Genomic DNA, 19876 nt, shown 5'->3' with positions numbered 1-19876 from the left:
GTGTTACCGTGTTAGTGTTAATAAAACTAAAACAGTGAAACACTAATTTAATCCATATATTATTTACTATTCAATCAATCCAATCCAATCCATAGGTGGTAATATCATGCCAATAAATGACCTTAAAAAAAAATTCGAAATTAGCCCTCAAGCAGCTCAAGCTATTGGTGCTCCTGCAAGATCAAATAGCAGTAAACAAGCTGAGCACCAAACTGAACACCTTGAACTTGATACATCTAAAAATAGAAGAGATAGAAAAGATTTAAATGCACAAGCCACCCCAAATCAACAGCACACCAAAAAACTGGAAACCGAAGTAAATAATGGTGGCAATAAAAGTAAAGCACAGGCGCATACACCAGATTTGGTGATGAAAAAAGAAAGCTCAGTAACACCGAACACTCGCAAAAGTCCGAATGAGAAAATCAAAGCTGAAGATATTTTCCATCGGTATAAAGATAGATTTTCTCCTTCCGATAGAGAATTACCATTTGAAATAATGAATGAAATCACCAATAATGGAATAGCATTCTCCTCTGAAAAAGCACCCGAAAGTCATTTAGATAAAGTAAAAGATAAGAAATTCACGCTGAGGCATTATACTTCTGGAAATGGGCAGGAAAAACCTACATTTAATGAGATTGGATCAAACTTTAATTTGGTAAATGAAGGAATAAAAACATTAAAGCGTACTCAAGGAAGCAACACTAATGAAGATGATTGGAACCGTCTAGGAAATACGGCATTTACTTTCTTCTTGTTAGCAATAGATGGAGAAGTATCTGATAGAAAATTCCTGTCTAATACGACTCACTTTGCAGAAATTGATATAGAAAACCCTGCTGAACTTAAAGAACTTGGGTTAGATGAAACTGAGTTCTTTGCTTCTCCTGATTTGCTTCACGAAAAAAATCTTTCCCAAGCCCCTGCTGTAAAAGGGAAACTATCTGACTTAAAATCATTATTATTAAAACAATCTGGCATAAAACCAGTTCAATTACAGTCTTTAGGTGCAAAAGGGATTCTGGAACGTATAGATAGTAAGTTTAATGGCAGTCTTGAAATAAAAATCCCAGGAAACGTGAAAGTGAAGGAATGGAAAAAAGTCGAGAAATAAAAATTTAATCATCGATATTTTATTATCATCTCTTTTCACACATTTTTTCACCAAAATATTAATAGGAGATAATATGTTATCCACAGAAAAACACAATAAAGATACTAAACACCCAAGAAATAGAGAAAAAAAATTCTCAATACAACCAGAAAACTCTACTCAAGATGATGAGGATATAAAAAATAATTCCTTAGGAGTTGGGCTAGATTTAGATCAAATGATAAGAAATACGTCTTCCACCTTAACAAATGCCCCTCAAAAACCCGAAGATGGATATTACTATCATATTTCCAGAGGAAATAATTTACAAAGCTTCCTACAAAACGGATTTAAACCGCAAGGCTCACCTGGCCCAACCTTATCTGAAGAAGATTTTTCACGTAGAAAAATTGGTATCATAAAGCTTATCTACTCTATTATAGCCACGACTATTAATAAAAACCGTAAAGCAAAGAAAATCTCTAAAGATAATTTCCTTATGCCTCAAGAATTTTGGCATGAGTTCAAAAATTTTTATCAGAACATCCCCACTCAAACAAATATCGATGATCAATTATTAAAAAAATCCATTACGGAAAGTATCGACAAACTTGACCAAAATAAATTTATGGAGAAGCACAGTGACCGTAAGCAAACTATTATCAACAATGAGAGAGAAGCTATTCTGCAACAAGATGAAAGGATTAACGAAATTATTTCAAGCAGAGCAAAAATGATACAGCAACGAGAAGCTGAAAATACAGAAGGATATATCTATCTTGCCCCACACAAAAACACACTTTTGGAATATATGAAACATTTACAGGAAGAAAAAAATCTATTTCTTATATTAGCAGTCAAAGAGGACATATTCACCGAAAAAGGATTAGAACAAGATCCACAAGAACCTCATGGGGCCGTCAGATATAAGGGAGCATTATCTACAGAAGAACTTAATTTTGTTAATCAAGAAGGTCAAATCTGTGCAATACCTGCATCTATTGGGGAAATGGATTATGGCGATTTTATTTTAAATCAGCAGCAAGTCATAGATTTTTGTAAGAAATAAAATGAGGGTAAATATAATTTCAAACATAAAATTATATTTACCAGAGATAGAAACCCTACACTTTCGGCTCACATAAAAGGTGGAAAGAAAAATAACTTACGTGAAAAGCTATTTTTTAATGAAGACAAAGATGATAGAAAAGGAAGTTATTATAAAAGTAAGCCAATACATATCAAAGATGTCAGAAAAATGACCTATCAGGAGATGGAAGAAATTATTAATTCCCCGGATTATCATGTTATTTTAGGCTATTTTTTTAGTCGCAATGATCAGGCTTTGCGCTTTTATACCAATACAAATCCAGTAACAAGTTATGTTGATAATTAACCTGAACTTCGATTAAGAGGGAAATTCAAGACATCACAGTCCGCTCAGTTTCTTGCTTAATATTCATTCAATATAAAAGAAAGTATGCTATTATTCACCTATGAAGAAAAAAAACACACCAACGCCACATGACGCTATTTTCAAACAGTTTTTAAGTCATATTGATACGGCCAGAGACTTTCTGGAGATACATTTGCCTGCGACATTACGGGCAGTTTGTGATCTGGATACATTGCAATTAGCATCAGGGTCGTTTATTGAAGACAATCTGCGTGCGCATTATTCCGACATTTTGTATTCACTGAAAACGGTGCAAGGTGACGGTTATGTGTACTGCGTGATCGAACACCAGAGTTCCCCGGACAAAATGATGGCATTTCGATTGATGCGCTATAGTATTTCAGCCATGCAACGGCATCTGGAGCAGGGACATGAAAAATTGCCGCTGGTCATTCCGGTGTTGTTCTATCACGGGAAAATACAGCCGTATCCCTGGAGTACCAATTGGCTAGACTGCTTCGATGATCCAGCTCTGGCGAAGGAGCTCTATTCCGGTCCATTCCCGTTGGTAGATGTGACGGTAATTCCGGATGATGAAATCCTGACGCATAAACGGGTCGCGCTACTGGAAATGGTACAAAAGCATATCTGGCAGCGTGATATGATGGGGTCACTGCAAAAACTGTCCATATTGCTGGCGTATGGTTACCATACGGAAGAGCAGCTAAAAAGCGTGCTAAACTACTTATTACAGGCGGGAGATACCGCCGATCCAGAGGGTTTTATCCGGCGACTGGCAGAGCAGTCCCCGAGGTATGAGGAGGTACTGATGACAATAGCGCAAAGATTGGAACATAAAGCACGTCAAGAAGGACACCAAGAAGGACGCCAAGAAGGGCGTCAGGAAGGACGTCTGGAGGCAACGTTAAAAATTGCTCATGCATTGCTGAACAGCGGAATCGATCATGAAACGGTGATGAAAACCACCGGTCTAAGTCAGAACGAACTTGAGCAAATACGCCACTAACTCGTGCTGGGAATTCTTTCAGTATTCAACGATTCGTGTTAAAAGAAAATCTTACGGTGACTGGCAAAACAGTCACCGAAGTATGAATCTCGACCGTGAAACGGTGATGGAAATCACCAGGGTGAATTTGAACAAACGTCCGACACACTTACTATTAATACGTTATCGGCATAAAAATGCTTGAGTCAATGCACAAAACGCATAGAAGTGGCACATTTACATGCCAAACCAAAGACTGGGTTTAAATCCACGTGCTTCTGAAATCGCTGTTCTCTCTTTTCACCCCAATAAGCATTCTAACTCATTTCACTAGCAATCATTTTCATGATTATATTTTTATTCAACAATTAATTTATCGTTGAAATTATTAAAGAATAAAAATACCTGGCAATGAAAAACCCCATAATCGCGTGATATTATTCAACATGAAAATCACACCTGTTATTTATTTTCATGTTTACAGAAAGTAATAAATTAACGCTGATACACAAAATCATCAAAACCCGCCACATCAATTAAAAATAAATATCATTATTAATTGATGCTACCGCTTAAGAATCCATTCTCTATAATCACCTCGCTTTATCAAATGTGATTTAAATAATCATTGAACACATTCTTTAATACGAACAAAGACCTCCATAAATCAGGTTATTGCGGTAGCTATACCCAATCGTTAGATGCTAAGGAAAACAAAGTAATAGATGTTTTTCTTATATTTCAAATGTAAACAATCAAGGAAAAAATCATGTCTACAACTCCAGAACAAATTGCTGTTGAATATCCCATTCCTACTTACCGATTTGTTGTCTCGATCGGTGATGAGCAAATCCCTTTTAACAGCGTTTCTGGCCTCGATATTTCTCATGATGTCATAGAATACAAAGATGGTACCGGCAATTACTATAAAATGCCCGGTCAACGTCAGGCGATTAATATCTCACTGCGTAAAGGGGTATTCTCTGGCGATACTAAACTTTTTGACTGGATTAACTCTATTCAGCTTAATCAGGTTGAGAAAAAAGATATTTCAATCAGTTTAACCAACGAAGCCGGCACTGAAATTTTAATGACCTGGAGCGTGGCAAATGCCTTCCCAACCTCATTAATTTCTCCTTCTTTTGATGCCACCAGCAACGAAGTTGCCGTGCAGGAAATTACCCTGACCGCAGATCGAGTGACCATTCAAGCGGCTTAAGATTCATTTATCAAGCTGTCTACTCAGAATATTGCACAATAATTGGAGGCAACATGCCAACGGTACCAACCTATCCCGGCGTTTATATCGAAGAGGACGCCTCACCCGCACTCTCTGTTCAGTCCGGTGCAACAGCAGTACCTGTCTTTGCCGTCGCAAAAGACAATTCATTAATAACCGATGATTCTTATATTCGTGTTAACAGCTGGCTGGAATATCTGTCGCTCAAAGGGGGACAATTTACTGCCACCGATAAGCTTGATATCGCACTACGCGCTTATTTTATTAATGGCGGTGGATATGGCTATCTGGTTAAAACCGCAGAGTTAGAAAAACATGTGCCAAAACTCGATGATGTGACATTGCTGGTTGCTGCCGGAGAAGAAATCATCACTGCCGCAGACGCCCTTTGCAAATCTGGCAAAGGATTATTCGCCATTTTTGATGGTCCAATCGCTCAAATAACCCCAGACCAAAAACCCGATGACGTACTTAAACCCTATACCGCTACAGCCTATGGCGCAGTTTATTATCCCTGGCTGATCGCTGAATGGGGAGAAAATAAAGCCGCCATTGATATTCCACCCAGCGCCGTCATGGCCGGTATTTATGCCCGTGTCGATAACAACCGGGGTGTTTGGCAAGCGCCAGCAAATGTCGCTGTTCAAGGCGGATTGCAACCTAAATATCCGATGACTGACGACCTGCAAGGGAAATATAACCAGGGTAAAGCCCTAAATATGATCCGCACTTTTCCTAAGAGCGGGACGCTGGTCTGGGGCGCTCGCACACTTGAGGACAATGATCATTGGCGTTATATCCCGGTTCGCCGCCTGTTTAATAGCGCAGAACGGGATATTAAAAATGCCATGAGTTTCGCGGTCTTCGAACCCAATAGCCAACCCACTTGGAAAGCGGTCCACCGTGCTATCGATAACTATCTTCACACCCTCTGGCAGCAAGGCGGCTTGATGGGCAGCAAAGCTGAGCAGGCTTATTTTGTTCAAATCGGTAAAGACGTCACCATGACTGATGACGATATTAAGCAGGGCAAAATGATTGTCAAAGTGGGTCTGGCGGCGGTTCGTCCAGCCGAGTTTATTATCTTGCAGCTTACACAGAATATCGCTCAATAACCGGAGGAAATATGCCAACAATACCAACTTTTCCTGGCGTCTATATTGAAGAAGACGCATCACTGGCACTTTCTGTTAGCCAGGGAAATACCGCAATACCCGTTTTTATTGGGCGTTTCTTACCGAAAAAAACCAGCGCAACACCTGAAATAACCCGCGTGAGTAGCTGGTTGGATTTTACTAACCTATTTAACGTAGGTTGTGTTAGATCAATAGCAATCACATCAACCGAACCCACGCCTCCCAAACCCGAACCGACTCCTCCTGAAAAACCTCAAACAGTCGAAGACGATGTATCAGTCAAAAACAACGAAGGAGTTGAAAACGATACAGAAGTTGCGGCCACGACACAGGCCACAACACCCAATGCAGATGAAACTCCTCCCGGCTACACTTACCAGGTCGCCGTTGATATCTACACAGTAAGCAGTGATGCTTTAAAACTTTATTTCCAAAATGGCGGCGGACCTTGTTATATCCTGCCAATTGCTGATACCAGCAAGGCTAACACGCTGGCATTAATCCCGGCGTTGATTGAGCAGGCTTTAGAAATCACGTTAATTGTCTGTCCTGAACAGGATGCTGATTATCAGAGCCAGATATATAACAACCTGACCCCTTCATTATTAAATAACGGCTATTTTCTTATCGCCGATAACCAAGATAAAGCAACCGCTATCAGCGCTAATGTCTCCTCACAAACTGCAACGTATTATCCCGCAGTGAAAGTCTCACAGCTGATGCAAACGGAAGAGGCTCTCGTCGCTGTTTCAGGCTATAAAGATGCCAATACAACCCCAGACAAAGTGACTAATCTGGTACAGCTCAAAGAGAAAAATCCCGATGTCTATCAGCAAGCGGTGATTGCAATACAGAACATAAGTAAAACGATTCCCGCCAGTGCAGTGATAGCCGGTGTCTACTGCGCCACCGATGCCAGCCGGGGTGTCTGGAAAGCACCCGCTAATGTTGCGCTGAGTGGGATTAGTGATGTTGCGGATCGACTCACGGAAGATGAGCAAGGCACCATGAATCAAAATGGTATCAATGCGATCCGTTATTTCAGTAACAAAGGTTTTGTCGTCTGGGGTACGCGTACTCTGCAAAATGATGATAACTGGCGCTACATTCCAGTTCGGCGTTTATTTAATGCGGCAGAACGGGATATCAAGCAAGCCATGCAATTTGCCGTGTTTGAACCCAACAGCCAGCCCACCTGGGAACGCGTCCGCTCAGCGATTGATAACTATCTCCATCAACTCTGGCAGCAAGGGGCACTGGCCGGTAACAGCCCACAGGAAGCCTATTTTGTCCAGATTGGTCAAGGTGTCACCATGTCCGACGACGATATTAAGCAAGGCAAAATGGTGGTGAAAGTTGGCATGGCGGCGGTCCGTCCGGCTGAATTTATTATTCTGCAATTTTCGCAAAATGTAACACCGTAACCGTATGGGGCGCGGTTCACCGCGCCTGTTCTAGTGAGGAACCGAGAATGGAAATAAAACAGCCCGGCGTCACCATCACGGAGAACCTGATATCCCAGCAACAAGATGAGGCATTTATCGGTGTACCGGTTTTTATCGGCTATACCCAACCGGCTAAAAACAATCATGCTAAAAAGAATCATGCTAAAAACAATCGTATTAGTGACAAAACCCCCGTCAAGATCCACAGCCTGACCGATTTTACCCTGTCATTTGGTGAATCAGGATTAATGTACTATTCCGTGCGCCACTTTTTTGAAAACGGGGGTCAACAAGCCTATGTGCTGTCGCTAGGATCGGATAAACCACGAGGCGATTTTCAATCATTGACTACCACCCTACAACAAGATTGGGTTAAACAAGCGATTTCGGCACAGAGTGCTATCACGTTGATTGTGGTTCCCGATATTGTTTATCTGAATCAGATGGATGCTCCCGATTCAGAAATCGATCAACACGATAAGATTCTATTCTGGCAACAGTTTTGGCAATCAGTACTCAACCTTTGCAACAGCCGACGCGGCATCATGGGATTACTGGATGCCCCCGATGATCCCGCCCTGGCCGCTGAATGTTTAGCCCGGTTCTCTTCCAATGATCGGCAATGGGGTGCCGTATACTGGCCAAGGTTGAACAGTGCTTATCAGGAGCAAAATCAGCCTGTTGTACTTTCACCTACCGCCGCAGTGGCCGCCGTCATCCAGCGTAACGATAACCAAATGGTCGTCTGGCATGCCCCCGCGAACGTTGCGTTAGCCAAAGTCATCAACCCGATACGCTCTTATATTGAAGCTGATGACCTGTTTAATCAGAACGGCACTTCGTTGAATCTGGTTCGCAGCTTCCCCGGCAAAGGGACAAAGATCTGGGGATGTCGCACGCTGGACAATACGCCCGGTTCTCCCTGGCGTTATATCCAGACGCGCCGTCTGGTTTCTTATATCGAAGCCCATATGACTCAACTGGGCCGGGCCTTTGTGTTTGAACCCAATAACGCCATCACCTGGATGAAGTTTAAAGGTCAGGCTTACAACTGGTTACGTCAGTTATGGCTAAACGGTGGACTGCGCGGTACGCAGGAAGATCAGGCATTTGAGGTGTTACTGGGGATTGACGAATCGATGAGTGAAGCGGATCTACGGGCCGGGAAAATGATCATGAAGATCAGGCTGGCACTGTTAATTCCGGCGGAATTTATCGAGCTGAATCTGACATTTGATACCCGCACCGGGATCACCCATTAAACAGGGGCAAAATATGAACAATTTATACACCCCGTCGGTATCACACCGTTTTATCGCCAGTTTTCTGTTTAACAATATCCCCAGCCCACTCGACATTGCCTTTCAACGGATATCTGGCCTCAGCCGTGAGTTGCAAACTAGCCAACATAGTCAGGGGGGAGAAAACGCCAGAAATACCTGGCTGGCCGAGAAGATCCAGCATGGCAGTCTGGTACTGGAGCGCGGCGTTATGACCGTTACGCCACTCACTCTGACGTTTGACCGCGTCCTGCGTGGTGAGAAAGCCGTGTATGCCGATGTGGTTATCATTCTACTGAATGAACATTCAGTTCCCGTGGCAAGCTGGACGCTAAGTAATGCGCTGCCAGTCCATTGGTCTACCGGGGATTTTGATGCCAATAGCAATACGGTGCTAGTCAATACCTTGGAGTTACGTTATCAGGATATGCGCTGGTTAGGAGTGAAAGCATGACCGTAGAAATTAAGGAGCTGATTATTCAGGCTAAAGTGACCGATTCAGCCAGTCACTCCAGCACACCACGCACGCTGGCGCAGGAAGCGCTGGATAACGCCCAACTGATTGAAAAGGTGAAACAAGCCGTGTTAGATGCCTTGCGTGAAACAGGAGGCCATTATGAGCTTAATTGAACGCAGCCTGTCCAAACTCACCCTCACCGCTTTCAAGGACCGCGAGGGGAAAATCTCGGTAGGCAGTTTGCAAGCCATGTATAACCCCGATGCCATCCAGCTCGATTATCAAACCCGTTATCAGCAGGATGAAAGCATTAACAGTGCCAGTCAAAGCAGCCGCTATGTATTATCCCAACCGGCGGGTCTGTCATTAGTTCTGTTATTTGATGCCACCATGCCCGGCAACAACACCGCAGTAGAAACGCAGCTGGCAATTTTGAAAGCCCTGTGTGCCGTGGATGCCAGTACCAACGTTCCCCACTTTCTTAAAATTAAATGGGGCAAAATGCGTTGGGAAAACAAAGGCTATTTTGCTTGCCGTGCCAGTGGCCTTAGCATCAGTTACACCCTGTTTGACCGGGATGCCACGCCATTGCGGGCCAGCGCTACCTTATCCCTAGTGGCAGATGAAAGCTTTGTGATTCAAGCCACCGAGCAACAGTTAAAATCACCACCCGTCACCGCAGTCAATGTAACTGATATGCTTTCCCTGCCGTTGATCGCCTTAGGTGCCGGCGCTTCTTTGGCTGGGGGTATTGATTATCTCTCGCTGGCCTGGCAAAACGGTCTGGATAATCTTGATGACTTCACCCCCGGGCAAACACTGCAAGCGCAGGGGGAAGCATGAAGATACCCGCAATAATCATCAAAATAGGGGGTAAAGCCCTCAGTCAATTTACGGTTATCAGTCTGACAATTAACCATCAAATCAATGGCATCCCCTCGGCTAACATCACGCTGGGGATCGCCGGTGATGCCAGCCATATTTTTGACGCCAAAGCGCAAGCTGAACTGGTAAGCTGCCGTCCGAATCATGAGCTTAGCGTGCAGATCGAAAAAAACGTGGTGTTTAAGGGGATCATCGTTCGGCAAACATTGGGGCTTAAAGGTCAGGACAACCTCATTACCCTAACCGCTAAACACTCGTTACAAAAATTAACTCACAACTTCCATTCGCAACTGTTCAACAAACAAAGTGATGAGGCAATTCTCAAAAAACTATTCAGTCAGGCTGGTATCCCTGTCACGATAAAACCAGCGCCTCAGCTTAAAACGGTGCATGAACAAATGGTGCAATTCCGCTGTAATGACTGGACGTTTCTAAAAAATCGGCTGCTCGCGACCCATACCTGGCTGCTGCCCGGCAACGATAGCGTGACGCTGGTCACCCCGGAATCCCTGAACCGGTCAACCGTGCATACCCTCCACCAGCGAGCCAGCCATCAGGATGCGGTGTTATTTGAAGCGAATCTGCAATGGGATAACCAACGCAGTCCCAAAACCGTGAGTGTGCAATCCTGGGATATCGCCCAACAAAAACTGTCTCCAGCCCATCAGGCAAAAAGCAGTGGTCTGGGTCGCAATCAACTTGCCACAGATAGTCTGACATCATTGACCAACCAAGCATGGCAATGGGCTTTCAGCTATCCATTGGACAATGAACAGGCCAAACAGCTTGCTCAAGGTATCCTGAATAACCGCCGAAGTCACAACGTCTCCGGTAATTTTGAAGTCGAAGGCGATAACCGTTATCAAACGGGGGATGTGCTGGCGTTAAGCGGCTTTGGTCAGGGGATGGATGGTCAGGCGATTATCACCGGTGTCAGTCACACCCTCAATCAACGGCAAGGCTGGCGTACCCGGCTAACGCTGGGGCTATTACCGGAAACAGAGCAAGTTGTACCACCGGTTAAAGAGCTGCATGTCGGGATCGTGGAAAAATACCAAAAAGATAACCAGTCGCTGGGGCGTATTCCGGTCAAAATCCCGGCGTTAAACTTAACCAACGGCACCCTTTTTGCCCGGCTGGGTAAACCTTATGCCAGCCACGAAAGTGGTTTCTGCTTCTACCCTGAACCGGGAGATGAGGTGATTATCGGCTTCTTTGAAGGTGATCCACGCTTCCCGGTGATATTAGGCTCGATGCACAATCCTAAAAACAAAGCGCCATTAGAACCGAGTGAAAAAAATCCGGTGAAAACCTTAGTGATTAAACAGGGAGAAAATCAGCAAGCATTACTCTTTAATCATAAAGATAAAACACTCGCATTGAATAGCGGAAAACATACCTTATCTCTGCAACAGGATAAAGATATCACGCTTAATTCCGCTAAGAATCTTATTACCCATGCTCAGGAAATTAAAATAGAGGCGCAAAAATCTCTGTCCGCCGCCGGTAAATCCGGCGTAGATATTAAAGGTGCGAAGATTAACTTAACCCAATAATAAGGTCATGAGATGACAAACAAAGCACTAGCCAATAAAGCATCAGCCGATAAAGTATTAGCCGACATTTACGGTCGGGGTTGGGCCTTTCCGCCGCAATTTTCTATTAAAGATAGTACGTATAAAGATAGCACGCATCCTGAAATACCCACGGGCGTCACCATGGCGGAAGGGGCCGAAAATGTCCGCCAAAATATGAAAATTCTTTTTCTCACCGAACCCGGTGAACGAATTATGCGAGAAAATTATGGCTGCGGCCTGAATGATTATCTGTTTGCCAATATTCGTGACGAAATGATGGCAGAAATTCAAACCCGGATTGAAGAACGGGTATTGCGTTATGAACCCCGCGCCGATATCAGCGAAATCCAGGTCAACCAGAGAACCGACCTGCCCAATACCCTGCATATTCAGGTCACCTACACGCTGAGAGGCAGCGAAATCAGCCAGCAGATTGAAGGCGTCCTCGAAGTGAATGAAGGCCGGGTACAGGTGAGTTTATGAGCAAACAACTGGTGGTGGATGGCGATTTCTTGCTGTTCGAACCATTATTTGGCAACCGGCAAGTCACCATTCTGGGGCTGGCAACCATCCGCGGTAGCGGACACGCCCAAATCCAGGGCAAAAAGATCGTTATGATCGGTGATGAAAAAAAGGTGCAATTTCAGGCGCAATATATTACTCCCAGCCACCCGGTGCCCGGCATGGGGATGGTCACCATTGCTCAATTAAATGCCAGTCAACAAGTCAACTTTTGCCGCAGCCCTGCCACGGTAATTGTTGTCGGGCAACAATTTATCGCCCGATTTACCCCAACCCAACCCGCTAATAATCCATCGAGTGGCCCGGATGTAACGGTCCCCAGTATGGGTAAAGGCCGGTTTATTGCCAGTCAATATGCGGTCACTGCCGGATAAATAACCTCTTCAACTTTATTTTAAATAACAGGTGATATAAATATGGGACAGGCCGAGTTAGAAAATAAACTCTCTGCTATTGTGCCGGATACTGCATTTAAACTTGATGAAAGAAGTACGCTGGATATTTTAAACTGGCTACAAGAATACGCTAAAAAAATCCCTTTCGATCAAGAGAAAAAACAGTTCTGGGACAGTTTTTACTTTATTCAAGCAAATAATCCGCAACAATTAGCGGATATTTACCAAAATGTAAATAAAGCCGATGGCCGATTACCCGCTCATCAAGCTTTTGTTTTGGCTTTCTTAACGTTATTAGAAACAACCAACCGATTGTTAAATACCTTTCCGGCCCGGCACCGTGATCTTTATTACCGGGAATTATTGGGGCTGAAACCTAAAAAAGCCCAAGCGGATAAGGTTGCGCTAGGAATTACTCTCAATCCTGACAGCACAGAATCGTTGATAGCTCAAGGCACGCTATTTGATGCCGGGCAAGACAGCGCTGGCAATCCATTACACTATGCATCAGATACGGATTTACTGGCGAACCAAGGGGAACTGACCGACCTATATTGGTACCGAAGAGATAAAGATGGCTGGCAATCAGCAACCCCACTGAACCACTCAGATAATTTGGCATTACCCGAAAACGGTATTCGACTTTTTAGCCCAACATCCCATGATACTCCTGTGCTGTCCGGTTACCTGATTACCTGCTCCTTGTTTGCCATGCCGGCAGGAGAACGCCGCATTAAAGTGACTCTGGCAAGCGAATGGGCGGGTAATACTGATCACATCACCGCTACAATCAGCGCTGGAGATCATTGGCTCTCCTTGTCAATAAAATCTATCGACAAAACCACGATAGAGCTTGGATTATCATCCAGTGATGCCGCTGTCACCGCCCCTGATGCCCTAGATAATATGGCGTTTAATGTACCGGCATTAAAACTGGGTACCACTCAAGGCCCTATTCTGCCGGAGATTAAAGGCATCGAAGTCAGTGTTAATGGCAACCGCAGCGTGCGCTATGCCTCTGACAACGGTATTGAACAGACGGATACCGCCAGCTTCCCGTTTGGTCAATCCCCGTCGCTGGGTTCCGGTTTTAATCTGGTTGCCCCGGAATGGTATGGCTCTGAAAACGCAACATTAACGATTACGCCTCAATGGGTTGGCTTACCGACAAGCAGTTTTTCAACATGGTATGACAAATATAATCCGAAACCTGCCAGTAATGGGGTGTTCAAAGTACAAGGTTACTTAGTCACATCTCAAAAGAGAGACGCTCTCAATAACGCTAAATCTCAGTCATTATTTGGTGGAACAGGTACCCCACAAGGACAAAGTCTGACATTGACCTTACCGGTGATGAATTATCCCCTTGCAGACAGCCCATCCCCCAACGAATGGCCGGCATCCGTGCGCATAGAACTGGCTGAACAGGATTTTATGCACGCCCAATACTGGCAAAATCCCACGGATAAAAATGTCCCCTATACCCCGCAAATCAGTGCATTGCAGGTACAGTTCAACGCTAAAGCCAAACCTGAGCAATTCACCGTTTATCCTCTGACCCCTTTTGGCCGGGCCGAGGCAACAGCAAAAATGCCGACACTCACCCATGAAGCCTTCTATTTAGGCTTTACAGGCGTATCACCGGGACAAACTCTATCCTTATATTGGCAATTAGCAGGGATTCAAGCCCTCGCTTTATCCTGGTTTTATCTCGACAAGAGCAATAGCTGGAACAAATTAGATGAATTAGTTGACGACCAAACCCATAACCTGTTTGACCGGGGTATCTGGCGTACCTTATTGCCCCAAGATGCGGCAAATCAGGCCGCTCTGATGCCGCCGGGACGCTACTGGCTGAAAGCTGAGATAACGGCTCAGACCGATCCTCAGGATTACCCCAGCATTAAAAGTCCGCTATATAACGCCACGACAGCGACTTTAGTAAATGCCCAAGCCATTGAACAAGCTCATTTTATCAACGGATTGGCCGCTGGCAGCATTAAACAGCCAACCAGCACATTAGTCGCAATCAGCAACGTCACCCAACCTTGGGCCTCCTGGAACGGTCGCCCGCCAGAAACCGAGCACGCTTTCCTGACACGTCTGCCTGCCCGGTTATCTCACCGTAATCGGGTACTGAGTTGGGGCAACATTGTCACCTTATTAAAAGAGCAATTTGTCAGCCTGTTTGACGTCAAATATCCTTCTGCCAATGAATTAACCAAAATTCCGGCACCAGAAATACAACGACTGATTGTGATCCCTAACAGCCGTTACAAAGATAACGATGATGTACTACGACCAAAATTAAACCCTGCCCGGCTGGCAGAGATGGTCGAATGGATCAAACAACTTAGCAGTCCCTGGGCAACGATTGAAATTAATAACCCCACCTACGTTGACGTTAATGTGGACTACCAAGTGACCTTTATCTCAGGGATTAACCCCGACTACGGCCATCATCAGCTACAACAGCAATTACGCCGAAAATATATGCCGTGGGGCGAAAATCCGACTATCGGCGTGACAACCGGTAACCATATTGACTACTACCAACTGTTAGCCAACATCCAACAATCCCCGCTGGTGGAACGTGTCACCAATTTAAGTATAACCATTGCTAACCGGACCACAGGTGCCATAGGTGAAAGTATCGAAGCCGCCGATGATGAAGTGCTGATTTTGGTCTGGCCAGAGAGGCACCCCTTAAACCAAGGAGTTAACTCATGAGTCATCAGGATGCCCTGTTTCCCATCGTCAAAGATGATATTACCTTCGATGCCTTACTCACTCAGGCCAAAACAGTCATCGAGCAGCAATCCGGCCAATGCTGGAGCAATACCAGTGAAAATGATCCCGGTGTCACTTTATTGGAAGCCTGTTGTTATGGTGCATCTGATCTGGCTTACCGTCATTCATTACCTCTGAAAGATCTTCTAACCCCCAAACCCGCGGAACAGATACCCGGCGACGGTATTTTCCCTCAGGAGTTCGGCCCACAACAAACACTGACCTGTGGCCCGATCACGGCGGAGGATTATCGCCGGGCTTTATTGGATTTACATAGCAGCGACACAGTTAATGAAACAAACAACGGTTATTTTTTCTTTAATGATGTCCAACTGATCCGTGAACCTGAAGAACAACGCTATAAATATTGGTATAACAAACAGGAACGTAAATATACCTTTAACGATTTGGGTGCCGACGGCAAATTAACCTTGAGAGGAAATTATTGGCTTTATTTACTTCCTGGTCAGGAAACTCAGGCCGATAATAAGCTGGCTCAGCAGAAGCTCAACGATTTCCTAAAAAATAACCGTAACTTGGGGGAATCCGTCAGCAAAATTATCTGGCTGCAACCCATCAATTTCCTCTTGCAGATTGATATTGAACTTAATGATAACGTCATCGATATTCCTGATATCTTCGCTCAGGTTTATATGGCGGCGGAACAGATGGTGCTGGAAAAGCCCGGGCGCTATACCACTCAAGCCATGAAAGATCTGGGCTACAGTAATGAAAAGATATTCTCCGGCCCTTATTTACATCACGGCTGGATACCGACATTACCTCAAACCAAAAATTACACCGGCGCTACGGTATTAAATCTCAGCCATCTGGTTAACCGATTATTGGCGATTAACGGTATTCAGAGTGTCACCCGGCTAGCATTAGCTCATCACGACACAACTATTACGCCATTGTCGAACGATAATTGGTCCTGGGAGATTGCTCAGGGATATTACCCGAGATTATGGGGTAACGATCCACTGGCATTAATTACCTCACCAGATAGCCCACTGACTATTACCGCCAAAGGCGGCGTTAAAATTGTTGTTTCTAAACAAGATATCGAGGAAAAGCTTATTGCAGAGCCGCTGATCGATACACAGCCGGAATTACTGGATTGGGGTAAATATCGTAAAGTTCTGGATTACTATCCGGTGAGTAATAAATTACCCGCCTGCTATGGATTACAGGCCAAAAAACCTACGCCACAGCAAGTACAACTGCACCAATTTATGCTTCCTTTTGAACAGATGTTGGCTAACGGCTGCGCTGAACTTGCCCTCTTACCGAAACTCCTGGCTTTTAAACAACGGGGGGAGACCGTATATGGTGTGCAATGGCCTTTTAAAGCGGGCACGGTCAATTACAACGTTCATCAACAGATCACCTCTGACTTAACCGCAAAACTAAACTACGATTCACAAATCTATATTAATGATGACATTCAGAGGTCCAACTATATAAAAGAGCTGGAAATCTTAGATCATCTATTGGGTTATTTTGGCGCTCAACTTGCCGCCAGACCACTTACCCTCGATTTTCAGGATTTTCTGGATACCCAACGCGGTTATTTAGCCCAACAACCGGAACTGACCTATCAACGTAATAATATTCGGATTGATAAAATATCGGCACTACAAAAACGGATTGCTGCCCGGTTAGGTTTAGGCGGGGAATGTTTCAGTGACACGCCTGATCTGGCTAATTTGCCATTCTATTTAATTGAACATCGCCAATTACTACCGGCAAAACCCGATATCCAATTTAATACTAAGCAAAAGCCTGATTCTCTGGTGGTTGAAGATGATCAATTAAGAATCACCCAAAAAGGGACAGCAGGCCGCTTATTGCAAGGGCAGGTCATTAACCTGATCATCACTGACAATGATAGAGAATTTACCTTGCGGGGTCAGATGATCACTGAAGTGTCAGGAGAGACATTCTCCCTTAACACACGCAATAGCACGGGTTTAAAGCACAATCTGGAAAGAATACTGGAGGCATTTGAGCAAAACAAATTGTTCTGGCAAAACAGCCCAGTGTGGTTGGAAGATATGGATTATCAACTGGTTTATGCCGATGCCACATATCAAAATGCTACCGAAGATCAACGTTGGATCACCTCCAGCGCCCAAAGCCCCTTCCCGGCCATGATTGAAGAAAATGACGAAATCACCCTGAAATATATCATTACGCCATCTGGACCATCCCAAAAAACATTAGCCCGTACAGTTCAAGCTGAACCGAAACCCGAATATGAACTCAAAGCACGTGTCATTAAATTTGATCGTATTCAAGGCAAGATATTAATTAAACGCAACCAAGAGTCACGGGATAATTTTCCTTCCGAGACAGAAGCATGGCGCTATCGCTGGTATTTCTCCAGTGAAAAATATGCCCTGGCTGATCGTTTTTCATTTGTGGTTAGCGTGGTAGTGAATCGCCTGTTAATTGAGAGCAACAAAGTTGACCCTTATAAACTGGAAGCTTGGGTAAAAACGGAGATTCTCTCTGAATTTCCCGCACATATTTCGATGATTATTCACTGGTTATCACCGAAACATTTTGAAGATTTTGCCAATACCTATAAACGCTGGCAAAACAATAATGCGCCTTTAGGGGATGAGGCATACCATATTTTAGAGACCTTAACCCTGGGAAGATTACCTTCCGCTACAGCCGGTATTGGCAGTATGCGAATTGCCACCGAACAGCAACGTATTGAAGTCATTGGTGAATCGGGCGATCAATGGCATGAAGACGTGATAAAAGATAATCAGCTATTATATGTTCCTTATACTAAAACGGTAGTATTGGTAAATATTGACTTCAATAAAGAGAATAATAAAGAAACGACTGTTTCAGAACTTCTGTATCAACCGGTAGAGAATAAAGGAAAATTGGTATTTTTAACTGATAACAGTCAAATAGGCCCTGAATATGCCGTACTGAAATCAGATAATGTATGGACAGATTACCATATCAAAGTGAAAAAGAATAAAAATGGGGTTATTACCGATGAAATATTGCATATTAAAGGAAGAAAAAAAGTTGGACTTAATTTATCATGGACAGCAATGAATTTATATGATCTTGATGCAGATAGTCGCTGGTCATTCTATTATGGATTTGTATTAGGCGATAACCCAGATCTGTCTGGTGCATTATTCCACACCGAAGAACCGCTTATTTTATCACTCAATTACATATCTGACCCTAATGACCTTAAAGGAGAAATACGGACAAAATTCAGCTTTAATTTTACTTATGATGGCAATAACCCTTAATAATATAAAATAAATATCTCACTGATTAATACCTCAAAACATTTCAATAATCTCGCTATTATTTGAATATATTTTAGTATAATAGCAAACATAATATAAGGTGATAAAAATGGTAAAAAAATATAACCTATATAGTTCAGACGCTAATCTGGAAAGTACGAACATTCAATCAACAGGACCTTCCGTCGGTGATTTGAAAAACCGTTTTAAAGAGGGCAGTATTCCATTACAGACCGATTATGCCGATTTGATTAATATTGCCGATATCGGTCGTAAAGCCTGTGGTCAGGCACCACAACAAAATGGGCCAGGAGCAGGATTAAAACTGGCTGATGACGGTACACTGAATTTAAAAATGGGCACGCTTTCCAGCCCAGACTTTTCTCCATTAATACTCGAAAAGGATATTTTATCTGTAGATCTTGGTAGCGGTCTGATTAATAAACCCAATGGAATATGTGTTGGTCAAGGTAATGGTATTGTTGTCAATAATGATAATGTCGCGGTCAAGGCGGCTAACGGTATTACCGTTAATGGTAGCGGTGTGGCAATCAAACCCAATAATGGCATCAATGTTGATACTAATGGTGTCTCGGTAAAATCAAAAAATTCCACGATTAAAGTCGAATCCTCGGGGATATCGGTAGGAATTGGTTGGGGAGTAAAAATAGGGGGTGAAGGATTAGATATTAAAGCCAGTAATGGGATTAAAGTCGATGGTAATGGTGTTTCAGTCAAAGCCGGTTTCGGTATCACGGTTAATTCAGACGGTGTTAATATTGATGCCAATAAATTACTCTCCAAAGGAATGATTGTGATGTTTTCTGGTAGCAGTGCTCCTAGCGGCTGGGCTTTTTGTGATGGTAATAACGGAACCCCAGACTTAAGAAGCCGTTTTATCATGTGCGGTGAAACTGTTTCTGAAACAGGGAAAAGCAGTAATAAAGCCAGTGGAAGTGGGAGTGGAAAAAACGTTTCCAGAAATACAACATCAACTGCGGTTTCGGTCAATGTTAGCGTGCTAAACACAACATTAACAGAATCACAAATACCCAAGCATAAACACATTGAGAGCCTGCCTTATTATACCACTCTGGGATTCGCATATGATCATACGACTATAGGAGCAACTAACAACAAAATAGATAACTCAGTTAACGGACTTATATGGAAAAGGACATCTGGGCCAGACTATCATCCATACACATCAGATATAGGAGGTGGACAAGGACATAATCATAATGCATCAGCATCATCGCCTTCACATACTCACAGTGTTGATGTCGTTCCGCCTTATTATATTTTAGCTTTTATTATGAAACTCTAACTTCACCCCACACAGAAAGACCTAAATTTTCTAT

General features: G+C 43.7%; 17 protein-coding genes. All 17 read left to right on the top strand.

Features of this window, described 5'->3' with window-relative positions; translation table 11 throughout:
- The first annotated feature begins 106 nt into the window (after positions 1–106).
- The 17 genes from PluTT01m_RS08700 (at position 107) to PluTT01m_RS08620 (ending at position 19842) form a co-directional block, all read left to right on the top strand.
- Positions 107–1117 (top strand): hypothetical protein, encoded by a 1011-nt coding sequence (locus PluTT01m_RS08700; protein ID WP_011145958.1) that lies wholly within the window; start codon positions 107–109, stop codon positions 1115–1117.
- Between the two features lie 73 nt (positions 1118–1190).
- Entirely contained in the window at positions 1191–2165 is a 975-nt protein-coding gene (locus PluTT01m_RS08695; RefSeq protein WP_011145957.1) for a hypothetical protein, read from the top strand.
- 30 nt (positions 2166–2195) lie between these two features.
- Positions 2196–2492, top strand: a complete 297-nt coding sequence (locus PluTT01m_RS28235) for a hypothetical protein (protein WP_082302904.1) — start codon at positions 2196–2198, stop codon at positions 2490–2492.
- A 100-nt stretch (positions 2493–2592) separates the two neighbouring features.
- Positions 2593–3519, top strand: a complete 927-nt coding sequence (locus tag PluTT01m_RS08685; protein WP_011145956.1) for an Rpn family recombination-promoting nuclease/putative transposase — start codon at positions 2593–2595, stop codon at positions 3517–3519.
- A gap of 748 nt (positions 3520–4267) precedes the next feature.
- Positions 4268–4717: a phage tail protein gene (locus PluTT01m_RS08680; RefSeq protein WP_011145954.1), complete on the top strand. Its 450-nt coding sequence runs from the start codon at positions 4268–4270 to the stop codon at positions 4715–4717.
- Positions 4718–4770: 53 nt separating this feature from the next.
- On the top strand, positions 4771–5853 hold the full coding sequence (locus tag PluTT01m_RS08675) for a phage tail sheath family protein (protein ID WP_011145953.1): 1083 nt from the start codon (positions 4771–4773) through the stop codon (positions 5851–5853).
- An 11-nt stretch (positions 5854–5864) separates the two neighbouring features.
- A complete protein-coding gene (locus PluTT01m_RS08670) occupies positions 5865–7298 on the top strand; it encodes a phage tail sheath family protein (RefSeq protein WP_011145952.1) in 1434 nt (477 codons plus the stop codon).
- A 47-nt stretch (positions 7299–7345) separates the two neighbouring features.
- Positions 7346–8581 (top strand): phage tail sheath C-terminal domain-containing protein, encoded by a 1236-nt coding sequence (locus PluTT01m_RS08665; protein ID WP_011145951.1) that lies wholly within the window; start codon positions 7346–7348, stop codon positions 8579–8581.
- A gap of 13 nt (positions 8582–8594) precedes the next feature.
- A complete protein-coding gene (locus PluTT01m_RS08660; protein WP_011145950.1) occupies positions 8595–9053 on the top strand; it encodes a phage tail protein in 459 nt (152 codons plus the stop codon).
- Positions 9050–9229, top strand: coding sequence for a DUF5908 family protein (locus tag PluTT01m_RS08655; protein WP_011145949.1), 180 nt, complete (start codon positions 9050–9052; stop codon positions 9227–9229). Before PluTT01m_RS08660 ends, PluTT01m_RS08655 begins: the two co-directional genes overlap by 4 nt.
- Positions 9216–9899: a CIS tube protein gene (locus PluTT01m_RS08650; RefSeq protein WP_011145948.1), complete on the top strand. Its 684-nt coding sequence runs from the start codon at positions 9216–9218 to the stop codon at positions 9897–9899. The genes PluTT01m_RS08655 and PluTT01m_RS08650 overlap by 14 nt, the downstream gene beginning before the upstream one ends.
- The gene (locus tag PluTT01m_RS08645) at positions 9896–11497 is read left to right on the top strand and encodes a phage baseplate assembly protein V (RefSeq protein ID WP_011145947.1); all 1602 of its coding nucleotides are present in this window, start codon (positions 9896–9898) and stop codon (positions 11495–11497) included. Before PluTT01m_RS08650 ends, PluTT01m_RS08645 begins: the two co-directional genes overlap by 4 nt.
- Positions 11498–11509: 12 nt before the next feature.
- A complete protein-coding gene (locus PluTT01m_RS08640; protein ID WP_011145946.1) occupies positions 11510–12001 on the top strand; it encodes a GPW/gp25 family protein in 492 nt (163 codons plus the stop codon).
- Positions 11998–12414, top strand: a complete 417-nt coding sequence (locus tag PluTT01m_RS08635) for a hypothetical protein (protein ID WP_011145945.1) — start codon at positions 11998–12000, stop codon at positions 12412–12414. Before PluTT01m_RS08640 ends, PluTT01m_RS08635 begins: the two co-directional genes overlap by 4 nt.
- A 42-nt stretch (positions 12415–12456) precedes the next feature.
- Positions 12457–15165: a baseplate J/gp47 family protein gene (locus PluTT01m_RS08630; RefSeq protein ID WP_011145944.1), complete on the top strand. Its 2709-nt coding sequence runs from the start codon at positions 12457–12459 to the stop codon at positions 15163–15165.
- Positions 15162–18515: a baseplate wedge protein gene (locus tag PluTT01m_RS08625; RefSeq protein WP_011145943.1), complete on the top strand. Its 3354-nt coding sequence runs from the start codon at positions 15162–15164 to the stop codon at positions 18513–18515. The genes PluTT01m_RS08630 and PluTT01m_RS08625 overlap by 4 nt, the downstream gene beginning before the upstream one ends.
- 109 nt (positions 18516–18624) lie before the next feature.
- Positions 18625–19842 (top strand): tail fiber protein, encoded by a 1218-nt coding sequence (locus PluTT01m_RS08620; RefSeq protein ID WP_011145942.1) that lies wholly within the window; start codon positions 18625–18627, stop codon positions 19840–19842.
- The last annotated feature ends 34 nt before the right edge of the window (positions 19843–19876 follow it).

The sequence above is a fragment of the Photorhabdus laumondii subsp. laumondii genome (genome assembly GCF_003343245.1).
GTDB lineage: Bacteria > Pseudomonadota > Gammaproteobacteria > Enterobacterales > Enterobacteriaceae > Photorhabdus > Photorhabdus laumondii.
Note: the sequence above shows the minus strand (reverse complement) of the source record. Positions and strands in the feature narration are given on the sequence as shown.